15 protein-coding genes, 1 tRNA gene, 3 rRNA genes and 1 riboswitch are annotated in these 17,245 nt (G+C 44.0%); of the genes, 4 read left to right on the plus strand and 15 right to left on the minus strand.

Annotated features, from left to right (window positions below; all coding sequences use genetic code 11):
* Nucleotides 1-71: 71 nt before the first annotated feature.
* The 3 genes from rrf to MHI46_RS14540 all read right to left on the minus strand — a co-directional run bounded on the left by rrf (nt 72) and on the right by MHI46_RS14540 (nt 4,910).
* Nucleotides 72-187 (minus strand): 5S ribosomal RNA (gene rrf, locus MHI46_RS14530).
* Between the two features lie 61 nt (nt 188-248).
* Nucleotides 249-3,179 (minus strand): 23S ribosomal RNA (locus tag MHI46_RS14535).
* Nucleotides 3,180-3,361: 182 nt separating this feature from the next.
* Nucleotides 3,362-4,910: ribosomal RNA gene (locus MHI46_RS14540) — 16S ribosomal RNA — on the minus strand.
* Together the 16S, 23S and 5S rRNA genes form the textbook arrangement of a ribosomal RNA operon.
* Before the next feature lie 437 nt (nt 4,911-5,347).
* A riboswitch (TPP riboswitch) is annotated at nt 5,348-5,449 on the plus strand.
* Nucleotides 5,450-5,545: 96 nt separating this feature from the next.
* Between MHI46_RS14540 and thiT the strand changes: the two genes are divergently transcribed.
* Nucleotides 5,546-6,121: an energy-coupled thiamine transporter ThiT gene (thiT, locus tag MHI46_RS14545; RefSeq protein ID WP_106025639.1), complete on the plus strand. Its 576-nt coding sequence runs from the start codon at nt 5,546-5,548 to the stop codon at nt 6,119-6,121.
* Nucleotides 6,122-6,361: 240 nt separating this feature from the next.
* Here thiT and MHI46_RS14550 read toward each other — a convergent pair whose 3' ends face one another.
* The 3 genes from MHI46_RS14550 to MHI46_RS14560 form a co-directional block, all read right to left on the minus strand.
* Nucleotides 6,362-6,916, minus strand: coding sequence for a GNAT family N-acetyltransferase (locus MHI46_RS14550; protein ID WP_342502908.1), 555 nt, complete (start codon nt 6,914-6,916; stop codon nt 6,362-6,364).
* A gap of 157 nt (nt 6,917-7,073) precedes the next feature.
* Complete coding sequence (locus MHI46_RS14555; RefSeq protein WP_039180936.1) at nt 7,074-8,621, minus strand: flotillin family protein; 1,548 nt, start codon at nt 8,619-8,621, stop codon at nt 7,074-7,076.
* 11 nt (nt 8,622-8,632) lie between these two features.
* Nucleotides 8,633-9,163, minus strand: coding sequence for a hypothetical protein (locus tag MHI46_RS14560; protein ID WP_059376341.1), 531 nt, complete (start codon nt 9,161-9,163; stop codon nt 8,633-8,635).
* A 207-nt stretch (nt 9,164-9,370) separates the two neighbouring features.
* Here MHI46_RS14560 and MHI46_RS14565 point away from each other — a divergent pair, with 207 nt between their 5' ends.
* The gene (locus MHI46_RS14565) at nt 9,371-9,850 is read left to right on the plus strand and encodes a DinB family protein (RefSeq protein ID WP_180272435.1); all 480 of its coding nucleotides are present in this window, start codon (nt 9,371-9,373) and stop codon (nt 9,848-9,850) included.
* Between the two features lie 40 nt (nt 9,851-9,890).
* Here MHI46_RS14565 and MHI46_RS14570 read toward each other — a convergent pair whose 3' ends face one another.
* Together MHI46_RS14570 and betB are read right to left on the minus strand one after the other, a co-directional pair.
* A complete protein-coding gene (locus MHI46_RS14570) occupies nt 9,891-11,099 on the minus strand; it encodes an iron-containing alcohol dehydrogenase (RefSeq protein WP_039180944.1) in 1,209 nt (402 codons plus the stop codon).
* A 27-nt stretch (nt 11,100-11,126) separates the two neighbouring features.
* Nucleotides 11,127-12,596 carry a betaine-aldehyde dehydrogenase gene (betB, locus tag MHI46_RS14575; RefSeq protein WP_260774654.1) on the minus strand — a complete coding sequence of 490 codons (1,470 nt, stop codon included), beginning with the start codon at nt 12,594-12,596 and terminating at the stop codon, nt 11,127-11,129.
* Nucleotides 12,597-12,803: 207 nt separating this feature from the next.
* Here betB and MHI46_RS14580 point away from each other — a divergent pair, with 207 nt between their 5' ends.
* Entirely contained in the window at nt 12,804-13,361 is a 558-nt protein-coding gene (locus MHI46_RS14580) for a GbsR/MarR family transcriptional regulator (protein WP_212044591.1), read from the plus strand.
* Nucleotides 13,362-13,433: 72 nt separating this feature from the next.
* A tRNA-Ala gene (locus tag MHI46_RS14585) sits at nt 13,434-13,506 on the plus strand.
* Between the two features lie 86 nt (nt 13,507-13,592).
* Here MHI46_RS14585 and MHI46_RS14590 read toward each other — a convergent pair.
* The 7 genes from MHI46_RS14590 to MHI46_RS14620 form a co-directional block, all read right to left on the minus strand.
* Nucleotides 13,593-13,742 (minus strand): hypothetical protein, encoded by a 150-nt coding sequence (locus tag MHI46_RS14590; protein ID WP_260774655.1) that lies wholly within the window; start codon nt 13,740-13,742, stop codon nt 13,593-13,595.
* 116 nt (nt 13,743-13,858) lie between these two features.
* Nucleotides 13,859-14,662, minus strand: coding sequence for an N-acetylmuramoyl-L-alanine amidase (locus MHI46_RS14595; protein WP_260774657.1), 804 nt, complete (start codon nt 14,660-14,662; stop codon nt 13,859-13,861).
* A 19-nt stretch (nt 14,663-14,681) separates the two neighbouring features.
* The gene (locus MHI46_RS14600; protein WP_019743388.1) at nt 14,682-14,945 is read right to left on the minus strand and encodes a phage holin; all 264 of its coding nucleotides are present in this window, start codon (nt 14,943-14,945) and stop codon (nt 14,682-14,684) included.
* An 11-nt stretch (nt 14,946-14,956) separates the two neighbouring features.
* Complete coding sequence (locus tag MHI46_RS14605) at nt 14,957-15,169, minus strand: BhlA/UviB family holin-like peptide (RefSeq protein WP_008344062.1); 213 nt, start codon at nt 15,167-15,169, stop codon at nt 14,957-14,959.
* Between the two features lie 56 nt (nt 15,170-15,225).
* Nucleotides 15,226-15,372: an XkdX family protein gene (locus MHI46_RS14610; RefSeq protein ID WP_008361668.1), complete on the minus strand. Its 147-nt coding sequence runs from the start codon at nt 15,370-15,372 to the stop codon at nt 15,226-15,228.
* The gene (locus MHI46_RS14615) at nt 15,373-15,720 is read right to left on the minus strand and encodes a hypothetical protein (protein ID WP_058838035.1); all 348 of its coding nucleotides are present in this window, start codon (nt 15,718-15,720) and stop codon (nt 15,373-15,375) included.
* A 1-nt stretch (nt 15,721) separates the two neighbouring features.
* A complete protein-coding gene (locus tag MHI46_RS14620) occupies nt 15,722-17,134 on the minus strand; it encodes a hypothetical protein (RefSeq protein ID WP_260774659.1) in 1,413 nt (470 codons plus the stop codon).
* Between the last annotated feature and the right edge of the window lie 111 nt (nt 17,135-17,245).

The raw sequence follows: 17,245 nt of genomic DNA on the forward strand, positions 1-17,245 counted from the left end.
ATAAAGTATGATGCATGACCCTCAATCAGCACAAAAAAGATCAGTTCCAAATGGAACTGATCCTGATAGAAGCTTGGCGGCGTCCTACTCTCACAGGGGGAAACCCCCAACTACCATCGGCGCTGAAGAGCTTAACTTCCGTGTTCGGTATGGGAACGGGTGTGACCTCTTCGCTATCGCCACCAAACCTGATGGAGAGAATGTTCTCTCAAAACTAGATAACAATGTTCATGCTTCACAATAGAATATAGGTTAAGTCCTCGATCTATTAGTATCTGTCAGCTCCACGTGTCACCACGCTTCCACCTCAGACCTATCAACCTGATCATCTTTCAGGGATCTTACTTCCTTGCGGAATGGGAAATCTCATCTTGAGGGGGGCTTCATGCTTAGATGCTTTCAGCACTTATCCCGTCCGCACATAGCTACCCAGCGATGCCCTTGGCAGAACAACTGGTACACCAGCGGTGCGTCCATCCCGGTCCTCTCGTACTAAGGACAGCTCCTCTCAAATTTCCTGCGCCCGCGACGGATAGGGACCGAACTGTCTCACGACGTTCTGAACCCAGCTCGCGTACCGCTTTAATGGGCGAACAGCCCAACCCTTGGGACCGACTACAGCCCCAGGATGCGATGAGCCGACATCGAGGTGCCAAACCTCCCCGTCGATGTGGACTCTTGGGGGAGATAAGCCTGTTATCCCCGGGGTAGCTTTTATCCGTTGAGCGATGGCCCTTCCATGCGGAACCACCGGATCACTAAGCCCGACTTTCGTCCCTGCTCGACTTGTAGGTCTCGCAGTCAAGCTCCCTTGTGCCTTTACACTCTGCGAATGATTTCCAACCATTCTGAGGGAACCTTTGGGCGCCTCCGTTACATTTTAGGAGGCGACCGCCCCAGTCAAACTGCCCACCTGACACTGTCTCCCTGCCCGATAAGGGCAGCGGGTTAGAAGGTCAATACAGCCAGGGTAGTATCCCACCGATGCCTCCACCGAAGCTAGCGCTCCGGTTTCCAAGGCTCCTACCTATCCTGTACAAGCTGTACCAACATTCAATATCAGGCTGCAGTAAAGCTCCACGGGGTCTTTCCGTCCTGTCGCGGGTAACCTGCATCTTCACAGGTACTATAATTTCACCGAGTCTCTCGTTGAGACAGTGCCCAGATCGTTGCGCCTTTCGTGCGGGTCGGAACTTACCCGACAAGGAATTTCGCTACCTTAGGACCGTTATAGTTACGGCCGCCGTTTACTGGGGCTTCAATTCGCACCTTCGCTTACGCTAAGCGCTCCTCTTAACCTTCCAGCACCGGGCAGGCGTCAGCCCCTATACTTCGCCTTACGGCTTCGCAGAGACCTGTGTTTTTGCTAAACAGTCGCCTGGGCCTATTCACTGCGGCTTCTCGGGGCTTTAACACCCTAAGAAGCACCCCTTCTCCCGAAGTTACGGGGTCATTTTGCCGAGTTCCTTAACGAGAGTTCTCTCGATCACCTTAGGATTCTCTCCTCGCCTACCTGTGTCGGTTTGCGGTACGGGCACCTCTCACCTCGCTAGAGGCTTTTCTTGGCAGTGTGGAATCAGGAACTTCGCTACTAAATTTCGCTCGCCATCACAGCTCAGCCTTTACGGGAAACGGATTTGCCTATTTCCCAGCCTAACTGCTTGGACGCGGATATCCAATACCGCGCTTACCCTATCCTCCTGCGTCCCCCCATTGCTCAAATGGTGAGGAGGTGGTACAGGAATATCAACCTGTTGTCCATCGCCTACGCCTTTCGGCCTCGGCTTAGGTCCCGACTAACCCTGAGCGGACGAGCCTTCCTCAGGAAACCTTAGGCATTCGGTGGACGGGATTCTCACCCGTCTTTCGCTACTCATACCGGCATTCTCACTTCTAAGCGCTCCACCAGTCCTTCCGGTCTGGCTTCACAGCCCTTAGAACGCTCTCCTACCACTGTTCGTAAGAACAGTCCGCAGCTTCGGTGATACGTTTAGCCCCGGTACATTTTCGGCGCAGAGTCACTCGACCAGTGAGCTATTACGCACTCTTTAAATGGTGGCTGCTTCTAAGCCAACATCCTGGTTGTCTAAGCAACTCCACATCCTTTTCCACTTAACGTATACTTTGGGACCTTAGCTGGCGGTCTGGGCTGTTTCCCTTTCGACTACGGATCTTATCACTCGCAGTCTGACTCCCAAGGATAAGTCATCGGCATTCGGAGTTTGACTGAATTCGGTAACCCGGTAGGGGCCCCTAGTCCAATCAGTGCTCTACCTCCGAGACTCTTACCTTGAGGCTAGCCCTAAAGCTATTTCGGAGAGAACCAGCTATCTCCAGGTTCGATTGGCATTTCACCCCTACCCACACCTCATCCCCGCACTTTTCAACGTGCGTGGGTTCGGGCCTCCATTCAGTGTTACCTGAACTTCACCCTGGACATGGGTAGATCACCTGGTTTCGGGTCTACGACCACGTACTCATGCGCCCTATTCAGACTCGCTTTCGCTGCGGCTCCGCATCTTCTGCTTAACCTTGCACGGGATCGTAACTCGCCGGTTCATTCTACAAAAGGCACGCCATCACCCGTTAACGGGCTCTGACTACTTGTAGGCACACGGTTTCAGGATCTATTTCACTCCCCTTCCGGGGTGCTTTTCACCTTTCCCTCACGGTACTGGTTCACTATCGGTCACTAGGGAGTATTTAGCCTTGGGAGATGGTCCTCCCGGATTCCGACGGAATTTCACGTGTTCCGCCGTACTCAGGATCCACTCTGGAGAGAACAACATTTCAGTTACAGGGCTGTTACCTTCTTTGGCGGGCCTTTCCAGACCTCTTCGCTTATATCGTTCCTTTGTAACTCCGTATAGAGTGTCCTACAACCCCAAGAGGCAAGCCTCTTGGTTTGGGCTGTTCCCGTTTCGCTCGCCGCTACTCAGGGAATCGCATTTGCTTTCTCTTCCTCCGGGTACTTAGATGTTTCAGTTCCCCGGGTATGCCTTCTCATACTCTATGTATTCAAGTATGGATACTACTCCATTACGAGCAGTGGGTTTCCCCATTCGGAAATCTCCGGATCAAAGCTTGCTTACAGCTCCCCGAAGCATATCGGTGTTCGTCCCGTCCTTCATCGGCTCCTAGTGCCAAGGCATCCACCGTGCGCCCTTTCTAACTTAACCATTTCTTACTTTAGAAAGAATCACTATGTGTGATGAACTTTGCATTGCATTCAATGTGAATGTATTACTTATTGTTATCTAGTTTTCAAAGAACAATCCTGTCTCGCTAGAGACATGTTTTGAAGGAATGATCCTTCAAAACTAAACAAGACGAAAACGCACGCTGCTCCATATATCCTTAGAAAGGAGGTGATCCAGCCGCACCTTCCGATACGGCTACCTTGTTACGACTTCACCCCAATCATCTGCCCCACCTTCGGCGGCTGGCTCCATAAAGGTTACCTCACCGACTTCGGGTGTTGCAAACTCTCGTGGTGTGACGGGCGGTGTGTACAAGGCCCGGGAACGTATTCACCGCGGCATGCTGATCCGCGATTACTAGCGATTCCAGCTTCACGCAGTCGAGTTGCAGACTGCGATCCGAACTGAGAACAGATTTATGGGATTGGCTAAACCTTGCGGTCTTGCAGCCCTTTGTTCTGTCCATTGTAGCACGTGTGTAGCCCAGGTCATAAGGGGCATGATGATTTGACGTCATCCCCACCTTCCTCCGGTTTGTCACCGGCAGTCACCTTAGAGTGCCCAACTAAATGCTGGCAACTAAGATCAAGGGTTGCGCTCGTTGCGGGACTTAACCCAACATCTCACGACACGAGCTGACGACAACCATGCACCACCTGTCACTCTGTCCCCGAAGGGAAAGCCCTATCTCTAGGGTTGTCAGAGGATGTCAAGACCTGGTAAGGTTCTTCGCGTTGCTTCGAATTAAACCACATGCTCCACCGCTTGTGCGGGCCCCCGTCAATTCCTTTGAGTTTCAGTCTTGCGACCGTACTCCCCAGGCGGAGTGCTTAATGCGTTAGCTGCAGCACTAAGGGGCGGAAACCCCCTAACACTTAGCACTCATCGTTTACGGCGTGGACTACCAGGGTATCTAATCCTGTTCGCTCCCCACGCTTTCGCTCCTCAGCGTCAGTTACAGACCAGAGAGTCGCCTTCGCCACTGGTGTTCCTCCACATCTCTACGCATTTCACCGCTACACGTGGAATTCCACTCTCCTCTTCTGCACTCAAGTTTCCCAGTTTCCAATGACCCTCCCCGGTTGAGCCGGGGGCTTTCACATCAGACTTAAGAAACCGCCTGCGAGCCCTTTACGCCCAATAATTCCGGACAACGCTTGCCACCTACGTATTACCGCGGCTGCTGGCACGTAGTTAGCCGTGGCTTTCTGGTTAGGTACCGTCAAGGTGCGAGCAGTTACTCTCGCACTTGTTCTTCCCTAACAACAGAGCTTTACGATCCGAAAACCTTCATCACTCACGCGGCGTTGCTCCGTCAGACTTTCGTCCATTGCGGAAGATTCCCTACTGCTGCCTCCCGTAGGAGTCTGGGCCGTGTCTCAGTCCCAGTGTGGCCGATCACCCTCTCAGGTCGGCTACGCATCGTCGCCTTGGTGAGCCATTACCCCACCAACTAGCTAATGCGCCGCGGGTCCATCTGTAAGTGACAGCCGAAACCGTCTTTCATCCTTGAACCATGCGGTTCAAGGAACTATCCGGTATTAGCTCCGGTTTCCCGGAGTTATCCCAGTCTTACAGGCAGGTTACCCACGTGTTACTCACCCGTCCGCCGCTAACATCCGGGAGCAAGCTCCCTTCTGTCCGCTCGACTTGCATGTATTAGGCACGCCGCCAGCGTTCGTCCTGAGCCAGGATCAAACTCTCCGAGGTATGCAGGATGCATATCACACATGCGTTGCTACACGATGTAGCGAACTTAGCATGTGATCATTTCCTGCCTCGTCAGCGTTTGACTGACTACCTATGAAGTATCATAGGATTTTTTTATAAAAACTCGAATTAACAGGTACGTTTTGTCTTGTTTAGTTTTCAAAGATCATCTCCGCCGTCTCTCAGAGGCGACTTTATTAATATAACATTCTATCAAGATAAAGTCAACAACTTTTTTCTTAATGTTATTTATCAACCGCGCTGTTTCAGCGGCGAATACAAATATAACACCTTTTGAGAGAAGAAACAAGTATTTTTTCTAAATAATTTATTTTTCCTTATCTCTTCCTATATATTGATACAAATGCTGCTCATCTCGGGAATTGTCTATTGTTGATCCTGCAGGTCTTTAGTATATTTATAATAGATTGAAACTAAATAACCGCAGGGGGAGCTTTGTGCTGAGAGTGAACATTCGTTGTTCTGACCCTTTGAACCTGTCAGTTAATACTGAAGTAGGAATGTGGAATCACTTGGATACATGGTGTATTCAAATCGATATGTTTTTCTATGAATAACATACTCATCCTTACACGGTCTCTCCTTGCTCAATTCATGAAAAAGGAGATTTTTTTATGCAGCAATCAAATCAATTGGTACGACTGATGGAAATCGCGATTATGACTTCACTTGCACTTGTATTAGATTACTTATCAGGTCTCTTTTTAAGAATGCCGAATGGCGGATCTCTTGCGCTGATTATGATTCCCGTCATTCTCATGTCTATTAGATGGGGGATATCTACCGGATTTATCATCGGTGTGTTAATCGCAGGTCTTCAGCTGATGAATAGCCCGATCATCGTTACACCTGTTCAAGGATTCCTCGATTACTTCGTTGCATCTGTTGTCATTTCTTTAAGCGGCTTGTTTTCTGGATTGATCAAAAAAGCCATTCAGGATCAAAAGCGAAAGCAGCAATTTTTCTATATTACCTTAGCTGTTTTTGTTGCTAGTTTCTTCAGGCTGCTGACGTTCTTTATTTCTGGCGTCGTTTTCTTTTCTCAATATGCACCGAAAGGAACACCAGGATGGGTCTACTCTTTAATTTATAACAGCACATATATGGTTCCTTCATTTATTATTTGCAGTATTGTTCTTTGTATACTCATTCCAAGTGCATCCCGTTTGGTTTTTCCTCATCAAAAATAACCGGCTGATGACAGCTGGTTATTTTTTTATGCATAATTTGCTGCTCTATGGAATCTATTAATAATAGAAGATTTCATGCTGGAGGTACGACAATGAGCCCTTACTCCATTATGCTTTGCTGTTATATTCTCAGTCTTGCTTATTTTTTGGCAGGCTTCTATGAAGCTTTAAAAATAGCAGGCGTGAAAGGAAAAGTAGAAGCTTCACCGTTTATTTCTTACATGTTGCTTGCTGTACTTTTCACTTTTTTCTCTCATTATTACTGGAAGCTGACGATTTAATTCGTTTTACATGGTTATTCAATCTAGACAACTCCCATCCATACCCTATTTCATTATGGTTCTCGCCAGCCAGCTCGAACTGGCTGGTAACGATAAAACTAGGTTGAAGCTTTTGATAAAATTGTTTCGCCGGATTTTGTTCAAACACCCATAGCAGCATATTCTGATAACCCTTTTCTATTAAATATTCCACTCCTTTTTCCATTAGAGCAATACCCGCCCCTGATTTCTGTTTCTGTTGGAATAAATAGATGGCATATAGCTCTCCATCATATGTAGAATAACGTTCGTCACGTTGTTTTCCGAAAGAAGCAAAACCAAAAACGCCATCCTCATCTTCCGCGACAAACGTGCCTTTAAGCGGCCTTCTTCTCCAGCTCTCTTCCCGATCTTCAATGGTTAAACCATCTAAATACTCCTGCGAAATAATCCCTTGATAAGTCGTCTGCCAGCTTTTCACATGAATCTCGGCGATTTTTGGAATATCTTGATGTACAGCATGTCTCACCTTCATCCGCTCCACTCCTTTTAGCTTTTTCCACCTTATCTTCATTATGATAAATTTCTATTACATAGAATTCAATGACTAGCGTTTTGTCAGCACATCTTTCAATGGTTAAATCTTCTTCTATAAAAAAGTGACACCTTCTGGTGGAAGGTGTCTTTTGATTTTATTGTTCTATTTGATCATCAGCTTTTTCGATTTTTCTTGGTTGTTTGATTTCATTTGTCAGTTCTTGAATGCTTTGCTTCACATTGCCTTTGCCAGAAAAGTTCTCAATAATTTCTTTCACATCAATTCCAGAGGATGCTTTCAGACTCTCTTGAAGACTAGACATGAGATTTGTGGCATAGCCTGTAACTTTATTGGCACCGCTGCCTTCACCGTTACCGCCTGTATCCACAACAGTAATTTTATCAATGTTAGAAAGTGGTGCAGATACTTGCTTCGCATATTCAGGAAGCATTTTGACAATCATATCAAGAATCGCTGCCTGACCATACTGTTCGAATGCTTCCGCAATTTTCTCTTTCGCTTCGGCTTCTGCAAGTCCTTTTAGTCTAATGACTTCTGCTTCTGTTTCCCCTTTCGCACGATCCGCTTCCGCTTTGGCAAGCCCGTCAATACGAACTTTCTCAGCTTCTGCTTTTGCCATTGCTTCAATGCTGTATTTCTTCGCATCTGCTTCAGCAAGACGTTTTGCTTTTTCTGCCGCAGCCGACTGCTCAACAGCATAACGGTCCGCATCTGCTTTCTTTTTCACTTCAGAATCATATTGACGTTCACGACGCTGAATCTCTTTTTCTTCTAATTCAATTTGTTTCTGACGCTCAATGATTTTGACTTGCATTTCTTGTTCAGTTACGTGCTGACGGTTACGAGCGGTTTCTAAATCGTACGCTTGGTCAGCACTTGCTTTCGCTGTATCCTGTTCACGTCTGAATTCTGCTCTTTTCAATTCATTAATCTTTTCTGCTTCAGCGATTTCAGTAGCACGCTCAAGCTCTGATTTCTTCGCATCTTTATCTGCTTCGGCACGTTTGATCCGTGTTTCTTTATCTGCTTCAGCCGTTGCAATATCTGCATCGCGTTTTACTTGGGCAATTCTTGGTTTACCTAGAGATTCTAAATAGCCATTTTTATCACGAACATCTTTGATCGTAAACGAGACAATGACTAGACCCATTTTCGCTAGATCTTGAGAAGCAACGCGTTGTACTTCTTGTGAAAATTTTTCTCTGTTTTTATAAATCTCTTCAACTGTCATTGACCCTAAGATGGAACGAAGGTGACCTTCTAATACTTCTCTCGCTTCGTTTTCACGATCTTCTTTTGTTTTACCTAAAAATTGCTCTGCAGCAGTAGCAATTTCTTCAATCGATCCACCAATTTTTATGATGGCCGTTCCATCCGCCATGACCGGTACACCTTGTTCGGTATAGACTTCAGGGGTTGAAACATCTAGCTTGCTAGATAGTAAGCTGAGCGGCTCTGCTTGTTGAAAGACTGGAAGGACAAAGGTACCGCCGCCTCTTACAATCTTAATCTTGTTTCCACCTTCGTCCACGTGGACATTTTTACTTCCTAGATAACTTCCTGTCACGATTAATGCTTCATCTGGACCTGCTGTCCGGTATTTAGAAACAAATACACCAATAAGTGCAATAAGAATGACAAGCACAATTCCAATGATCACTAAAATAGTTGTTCCTGGCATAGCATTCCCTCCTAGATTTCTTCATTTGGTATAACAGATAAGACGCCTTTGTTCACTTCGACAACTAGCACACGGGTTCCATATGGAATCTCCTCTTTGTCGAAGCTGACAGCTGGCTTTGAGATTTTCCCGCTGTTACTGATTAACAGCACTTCTCCAAACCCGTCTTTTGGAACAGATACAATGATCTCCCCAGTTCTTCCTTTTAAATCGGCCTCCGTATAAGAGAGAGATTCTTCAGCAGAGGAAAGCGGGACTAATACAAATACATTCAAACAGGTCACAAGGATCACTGCGAGGATGGCAGATAATACTGCGCCAAGTCCACTTCCTACAATTGCTGTTTTTTCAGAGATAAACCCTCCAGCCGAGAAAAAGGTAAGAAATGCGAGGATCAATGTTGGTTGAAGGAATGGAACAGGGATCGCTTCAAACCATCCATCAAATACATCGCCGAAAAAGACGAAAACAAGTGTCAGGATTCCTGATATCATCAATATGTATAAATACAGCGTCTGAAGAGGCAGCCCAAACACATCCATCTTCCTCACCCTTTCTTCATGAAATGAACATCTGTTGTTTCATTTAGATCATACTCACCTCCAATGTATTCCTTGTAACAGGTAATACGAACCACTTTTGTAAAGGTTTCATATTTCATCACAATTCTTCAAAGGGATTTTCGGATAGCTCAAGAATGATTGTCATGTACCCTTATGTTAAAATTTGATCTTGAGGTGATGAAGAAAATGAGTTTATTACATGAAGCAAGACAAGAATTGTGGCACGAGCTGCAAGGTTTGAGCGAAGAACAATTGAACCAAAAATTATCTGATGATACTTGGAGTATTCAAGAGGTAGCAGATCATTTAAAGAAAATGGACCTAGTTGCAGCAAAACATCTAGCTGCTGAGGGGAAAAAAGCACCGATCAAAGAATATGAACCAAAGCCGGTGGAAATGGCAGAGGATCGTTCGAAAAAAGCCACTGCGCCTAGTATTGTTGCGCCTGAGCACAAGCATGTGACACCTACACATTTAAAGGATGAGCTCGATACAGCTCGTGAGCAGCTCAATCAAATTTTATCAACATTTACTGAGGAAGATTTCAAACGCGTCATTGCACACCCTGTGTTTAAAGAGCTATCCCTTAAGCAATATCTTGATTTTATCGGCGCACATGAAAAACGCCATATTCATCAAATCAAAGAAATTAAAGAACAACTATAAAACATAAAAAGGACTCCCTTTAGGGAGCCTTTTTTCATTGTTACACTGTTTTAGGTGTTAACTCAAAGCAGCGCGCATAAATCCATTTGTACGCTTTTTCGTTTAGATCTCTTGGGTTTCCAACTGTTTGCGGATCTTTCATCGCTTCTTTAGATAAACGGTCAATCATATCTTTTGATACACCTTGTTCTTCTAATGAAGGAATTTCTAAATCTTCTACTAAATCATACATCCAGTTCACGGCTGCTTTGGCTGCTTCCTCTGTTGTCATTCTGCTTGTATCAACCCCAAACGCTTGCGCAATTCGTGCGAATTTTTCCGGATACCCTTTCCAGTTATATTCCATCACTGGTCCCATCATCGCTGCAACACACTGACCGTGCGCGACAGGAATAATGCCTCCGAGTGTTTGGCTCATCGCATGTGCAGCGCCAGCTGATTCACTTCCATAAGAAAGCCCGGCAAGCATCGCAGCTTGTGCCATTCCATATCTGGCTTCCAAGTCCTCACCATCAGCAAAGGCACGGCGAATATAATGAGCTGCATATTCAATGGCCATGAGTGCTACCGCATCTGTAATCGGCTGAGCAAATTTCATCGTATAGCATTCAATCGCGTGAGCAAGCGCGTCAATTCCAGTCATTGCTGTCACATGAGGCGGCATGGATACATGAAGCTCTGGGTCAATCACTGTAAGATGAGCTGCAATAAGAGGACCACCTGTATTGAATTTGAATTCTCTTTCTTCATCAGTAATGACTGCCCATTGCGTCACTTCTGAACCTGTACCAGCTGTTGTCGGAATAGTGGTTAAAGGCGGGATTCTGTTTTCAAGCGGTTTTTTCCCCTCTGCAGCTTCGTAATCAAGAACTGAGCCTTCATGAGTCGCCTCTACTCCAATTGCCTTGGCTGTATCCATTGAGCTGCCGCCGCCTACTGCGACTAATCCATTACAGCCTTCTTTTTCATATAAAGCAGATCCTTCGTTCACTAGACGGACTGGCGGATTTGGCTCTACTTTATTAAATAGAACAACATCAATTTGCGCTTCTTTTAATGAAGCAATGACGGGGTCCACCACGCCCGCTTGATAAATGCCGGGGTCTGTTACAAGCAATACCTTTGAAACGCCGTATGCTTTTACTTCTTCCCCGACATGTTTCACTGCACCAATGCCGTGTTTGATGACAGTCGGAATTTCAAATGTATGGAATTTCTGCATGCTTTCAATTTTCATATTTAGTGTCATATAGAATCTCCTCCAAATGCGTAATTTTTATTTAAACCAATGAACTGCTTCAGGTTTTGTATTTCGATATAAATGCTTCAGCTCGGTATATTCCTCAAGTCCCGTGCGTCCTAATTCACGCCCAATGCCTGATTGCTTGTAGCCACCCCACGGTGCTTGAGCAAAATAAGGATGGAAATCATTGATCCAAACCGTGCCTAATCTTAATTGCCGAGCCACTCTTTCGGCTTTGCTGATATCAGAAGACCACACAGCTCCTGCTAATCCATAAATCGTATCATTTGCCAGTTTAATGACTTCTTCCTCTGTACGGAAAGATTCGACTGTCAGGACAGGTCCAAAGACTTCTTCCTGCACAATCCGCATATCTGACGTGCAGCCTGAGAAAATGGTCGGCAAGTAGAAGAACCCATTTTGCAGCTCCTCTGCATCAGGTCTTTTTCCACCTGTCTCTAACCTAGCGCCTTCTTCTAAACCGATGCTGACGTATTTTTCTACTTTTTCTCGATGCTCAGCTGAGATGAGCGGCCCGCTCTGGGTGTCTTCATCAAAGCCGTTGCCTAGCTTGATTTTTTTCGTACGCTTCACCAGTTCTTCTAAAAATTCATCATGAATGGATTCTTCCACCAGCAAACGTGACCCTGCTGAACACACTTGCCCTGCATGGAAAAACACAGCATTCATTGCCTGGTCAACCGCTACGTCTAAATCAGCATCTTGAAACACAATATTCGGATTCTTTCCGCCAAGCTCAAGGGCTATTTTTTTCACATTAGCGCTGGCTCCCTGCATAATTTTCTTACCTGTTTCAATACCGCCTGTAAATGAAATCAGATCTACTTGATCATTCACAGCAAGCTCATCCCCAACCGTTGCCCCAGGTCCAAGCACTAGGTTTGCAACGCCTGCCGGAACGCCCGCTTCTTCCATGAGTTTAAATACTTTAATTGTGGTGAGTGGTGTGATTTCACTTGGCTTTAAAACAATTGTATTTCCCGCCGCAAGAGCCGGCGCGATTTTCCAGCTTGCTTGAAGCAATGGATAGTTCCAAGGAGTGATTTGTCCGCATACACCGACAGGCTCTCTGATTAATTCACTTTTCGAGTTTGGAATTGGCGATGCAATGATTTCCCCGCCATCTTTATCAGCCAGTCCTGCGTAATATTGGAACACGTTCGCAATATCATCCATATCTGCCTTGCTTTCCTCTAAAGTTTTGCCTGTATCAAGTGATTCCAATTTGGCTAGTTCATCAAGATCACGTCTAATCAATTCAGCTATCTTAAACACAATATTTCCTCTTTCAAGTCCAGGAAGATTTGCCCAGCCCCCTTGATCGAAGGCTTTTCTCGCTGCTTTAATGGCTAGCTGCGCGTCATTTCTAGATCCTTCGCTGACTGTCGCGATCACTTCTTGATTGAACGGATTGATGATATCCCGCGTGTCGGTACTTTTAGCGCCAACCCATTGTCCGTCTATAAATAGTGTTTGACTCATAGAAGGAACCTCCTCTGATTCTCTTTGGTAAGTTTGTTAAATAAAAATTTAACGTTTTGAACATAATTAACTTATCATGTTCAAATTTTTCTGTCAAAGGGGAGATATGTTTCATTTATTTTGACTTTTTGTATTCTTTCGTTAACATATAGTCCATAAAGATTTTTTTGAACGGATTGAATTCTCTTAATAGAAAGCAGGGACAAAATGAAAAAGCAGGAACAGCCGCAAGCAGAAGATCGTATTTTAGCTGCTAAAGATCTAGTCATTGATTCCATAGCTGAAACGATGGATCTCTATGGCATTACACGAAGTGCAGGTATTCTATATGGGACGATGTATTTAAACGAGGAAATGACACTCGATGAAATGCGTGAAGAGCTGCAAATGAGTAAGCCGAGTATGAGTACGGGTGTGAAAAAGCTGCAAGACATGAATATTGTCAAAAAGACGTTTCACAGAGGCCGAAGAAAACACAGCTTTGTTGCTGAAAAAGACTTTTTTAAGTTTTTCACAAACTTTTTTCCGCAAAAATGGGAAAGAGAGGTCGAGGTCAATTTAACGGCAATCGAAGAAGCGCAAGTGCAGCTTCAAGAGGTGGCGCATGATGATCAGCTGCAGGAACATGTAAGAGAAGAAGCGCAGCAGCTCATTGAGCAGCTTGAAAGCTCAAAAGCCTATTATGACTGGTTGAGACGATTAGCCCATTCTGTTCATTCTGGTGAAATTTTTGATTATATTCCAATTGAGCAGAAGGAAAAATAGACGTTGTGTTTACGTTTTACAGCTTGAATTTCACAGGAGGATTGATTATAATAAATTATGTCGTCATACCTCGGGGCATTAGCTCAGCTGGGAGAGCGCTACGCTGGCAGCGTAGAGGTCAGCGGTTCGATCCCGCTATGCTCCATACGAAAAACCATTCTTGAGAAATCAAGGATGGTTTTTTTATGTACATATCTCTTATGCTTGTTCTTTGTTTTTTCGTATTCTTAATCAATTTATGATGCGGTATGTAATCACAGAAAGATAAGTTAGGATGAGAATGATTGAATAGGACACAGGAAAATCGCTCGTCATTCCGTGATAAATGAAATAGATGAGTAACGCTGACAGCATGATGATTTGGAACAGTTCTTTTTTCATTTTTCTCTCCTCTCATGATAGTGATTTGGTTGATTATATCACACATGATGTCATTTTTTGTTAGCTATCAGCAAGGAAGCATTTCCTCACTTGCTGATAGCACTTTTTATAGATCGTCACTTCTTCAGCAATTGTTCGATTTTGTTCTTCGTCTTCGGTCCGTAAATTCCGTCTGCCGCTAAGCCGTTCATGAGCTGGAACCGCTTGACCGCATTTGCCGTTTTCGGTCCATAATAGCCATCAATCCCGTTGTTTTTTGCCCCTTTGTCTGGGTAAAAATAGAGGGATGATAAGGCTTTTTGCACAGCAGTGACTTGAGGGCCTTTTGTTAAGGGCTTGGTTACTTTTAAAATGCCAGACGGCAGGTTTGACGATTTCTGTTTGGAAACGGGTGTTTTGTGGCTCAAGCTTTCTGCCTGAACTGGTTTTCTTGTACTTTTGCTGCCGGTATGCGCTGTGGCTATGCCAGCTTTAAACTGATCCCATCGTCCGAGAAGTTTCCTTGGACACTCTTTCCCGCTCCAATGTTTATGAGGCACTACATTTGATAAAGGAATCCCCAAATCTCCTATCAGCTTGCGAATGAGCCATTGGGCATTTTCGACTGCTTGTTCAAAGTTACCGTCTGCATTTTCACAAATTTCAATTCCAATTGACTTCATATTGCCGGTGCCTCTGCCATCCCCTGCGTGCCAGCCGTTTTCGTTTAACGGTAAATGCTGATAAATCACCTGATCATCAACAGTGTAATGCCAGCTGACACCGGTACTTGAACGTGCAACAAACGCTGCATGACTGGCCGCATTAGCACCTTTTGCACTATTTGACGTATTATGCACTGTAATATAGAGCGGCTTCATCGTGTTTCCTGGTCTGTTGCGATGTTGTTTTGGGATCAATGCTTGAATGATTTTCACCATGTCGTTTCTCCTTCAAGTATTATTTTGTTAGCCCTCTTTGTTTCAGAGCATCTTTTTGTAATTGTCCTTTGTAGGTCACATAATTGTTTTTAAACCAAGCGATAACCGCTGTGACCATAGTAAAAATTGTAGAACCTGCCACATAAAGTGCCTCACCTGCGGTTTGTACTTGCTCCTCACTAATCGGCAGCACCGTCTGTCCAAACATGACAAGCGTTTGATTGATCAGAGCAATAAAAAGAAGCACTGTGCGAATCACAGTGCCTTTGTCGAATGTTTTCATGATCTTTCCTCCTATTTTAAATTTCGTTCTATTTTGTCGAGTTTGTCGATCACGACGTCATACTTTTCACTAAACTTTGCTAACACATCATTTTGCGCCTCGATTTGCTCATTGAGCTTGTTTTCTCGTTCCTTTGTTGTGTTTAATACGTAAAACAGCACCCAACAAAACAACACTGCAAACGGTCCTTGTGTCATTAAATATTGAGTCAAATCCATTTCCACTGCACTCACCTACTCCCTCACTTTGCGCGTCTTTAAAGAAGGCAAAATAAAAATGCCTATTCAGCGTTTGTTGGATATTCTTCTTTTGTTATTTCTTTGTATTGTTCCGGCGTAATCTTCTCGAAACGAACAAATTTTGCTACATCTTCATTTTCATAACACTTCCATTGATAGAACAATGAAATACTACGGAACCAATCCAATTAAATGACCCCCTTTTCATTCAGCAACATGATAAGTTCTGATATTGTTTTTGATTGTTCTTCTACTCTCTTTTCTGACTCTGACAGCTGCTGAAGCAGATCAGCATTTTGCTGTTTTAATAGATCAATTTCTGATGGTGGCAGCGGTTTTGGCTGCAAGCTATCAATGTATTCCTGTGTTGCCGACTCATACCATGCTCTTTTCGTTTCATTGTATTTACCTTTGTACAAACCATCTTGAGGTCTTACATCTGTATATCCTTTTGGGATGTCTGCATCCTCTTCAATTTCTATTTCTTCCCCTGGAAGGTAATTGAATTTTTCGTCGTATTTATATATCCAGTTCATTTCATCCCTCCTGTGCCGCCATGAATTTAAAGCCGAAAGTAATAAATTCATTTGGGTTTGTTGAATTGGAGACACTTTGTATATACACATTACCATCAGTATCAATATGTGTTCTGTGTGTTTGTGGTGTTGAACCAGCGCCGATACTAGATGCTACCCCTATGAAATGAATATCCTGTACTGGACGATAACCACTTGGCAATGTAAAAACAGGTACTGCAAAACCGATAGTTCCCCCTGTAATAGAACCAATTAACTCTACCTCTCCAAATGGATTCTTATAAAATTGCACTTTTTGAGTGCCGTATTGTTTCCATCCGTTTATTATTGTTGTCGGGGATTTCCATTCTATTTGCTCTGCGCTGGTTAACAAACGTTCCCATTTTGACCATACGCCATTTGCTATAGTCTTACGCCACGTGCGGTTTAAGTTGTCAAAGCCAATTGCCTGCCCGTACGTACTTGTGTTATTACAAGTCCAAATCCCCCTTAATGCATTACCCGGGCCATTGGTTGGTGCATTTGCAGATACAAAATGAACGAATCCTCGATACTTTGGTAATACTTCATGGAAATCTTCCGTATTTCTGATATAAACTTTCCCCTGTCCATTAATATCAGTAATAGGAAACGATTGAACAGCATTTAAATCTTTAGCTGTGAGCTGCCTTTCCCATTCAGTCCATGTATAGTCAGTCTTCCTGATTCTATAAAAAGAGTTCAGACCATTGACTGCATCATAGATAGCTTGTAGCAGGGTATTCCCATAACTGATAACAATCATAAACGCCCTTTTGATCTCTTTTGGACCATTTAGACCTGCATTATAAACGAGATACATTCCTGTTTCCGTAATTTCGTTATAGTCGGTGGTCTCACTTGTACCTTTATAAAAGGGTTGACCGTTATCCCTTGTTATTTTATGAAGCTGACTGTTGTTCCATTTATCTTTTTCAGCTACTGTCGGAATCTGAGTCCAAGTGATAGATAAATGGCTAGAATTATAGTAGAAGTAATATGCATTGCCTGATGTATCTATCGCAAAGCCTGTTCCAATGTTATTTTGTCCCACTGTCTGTATCCCTCTAATGGCAAATTGTGAAGGGCTATCCTCTATTCCACTGGGCGCATAAAATGTACATGTCCCTTTGTCTTTAATTGAGTCAAAAATTTTTGTGCCGACAGGAATATTTAAAAGTTGTACTCCATTATCACCTGTAATTTTATACAGCTGCGACTCATTCCATTTCTTTTTTTCTAGTTCTGAAGAGTGCTGTCTCGAATCATCGATATGATTAGTTAGTTGTTCTGATATACCAGTGTCGTTATGAATCAGTATTTTCAACATATCGTTGAATAGATCAGCATGAGCTTTATCACTCGTTTCAAAAGAACGAGGAGTTTTTATATCCAAAGTGTTCTTTCCTTTCTACAATTCCATAATTTGTTTCAATGAAATTGAGGATACTTTATGATTTAATCGTTTATTATCATTTAAAAATACTTCGTTATTTTTTCTAAATCG

It is taken from the genome of Bacillus sp. FSL K6-1000 (assembly GCF_038630785.1).
In the GTDB taxonomy this organism is placed as follows: Bacteria; Bacillota; Bacilli; order Bacillales; family Bacillaceae; genus Bacillus; species Bacillus safensis.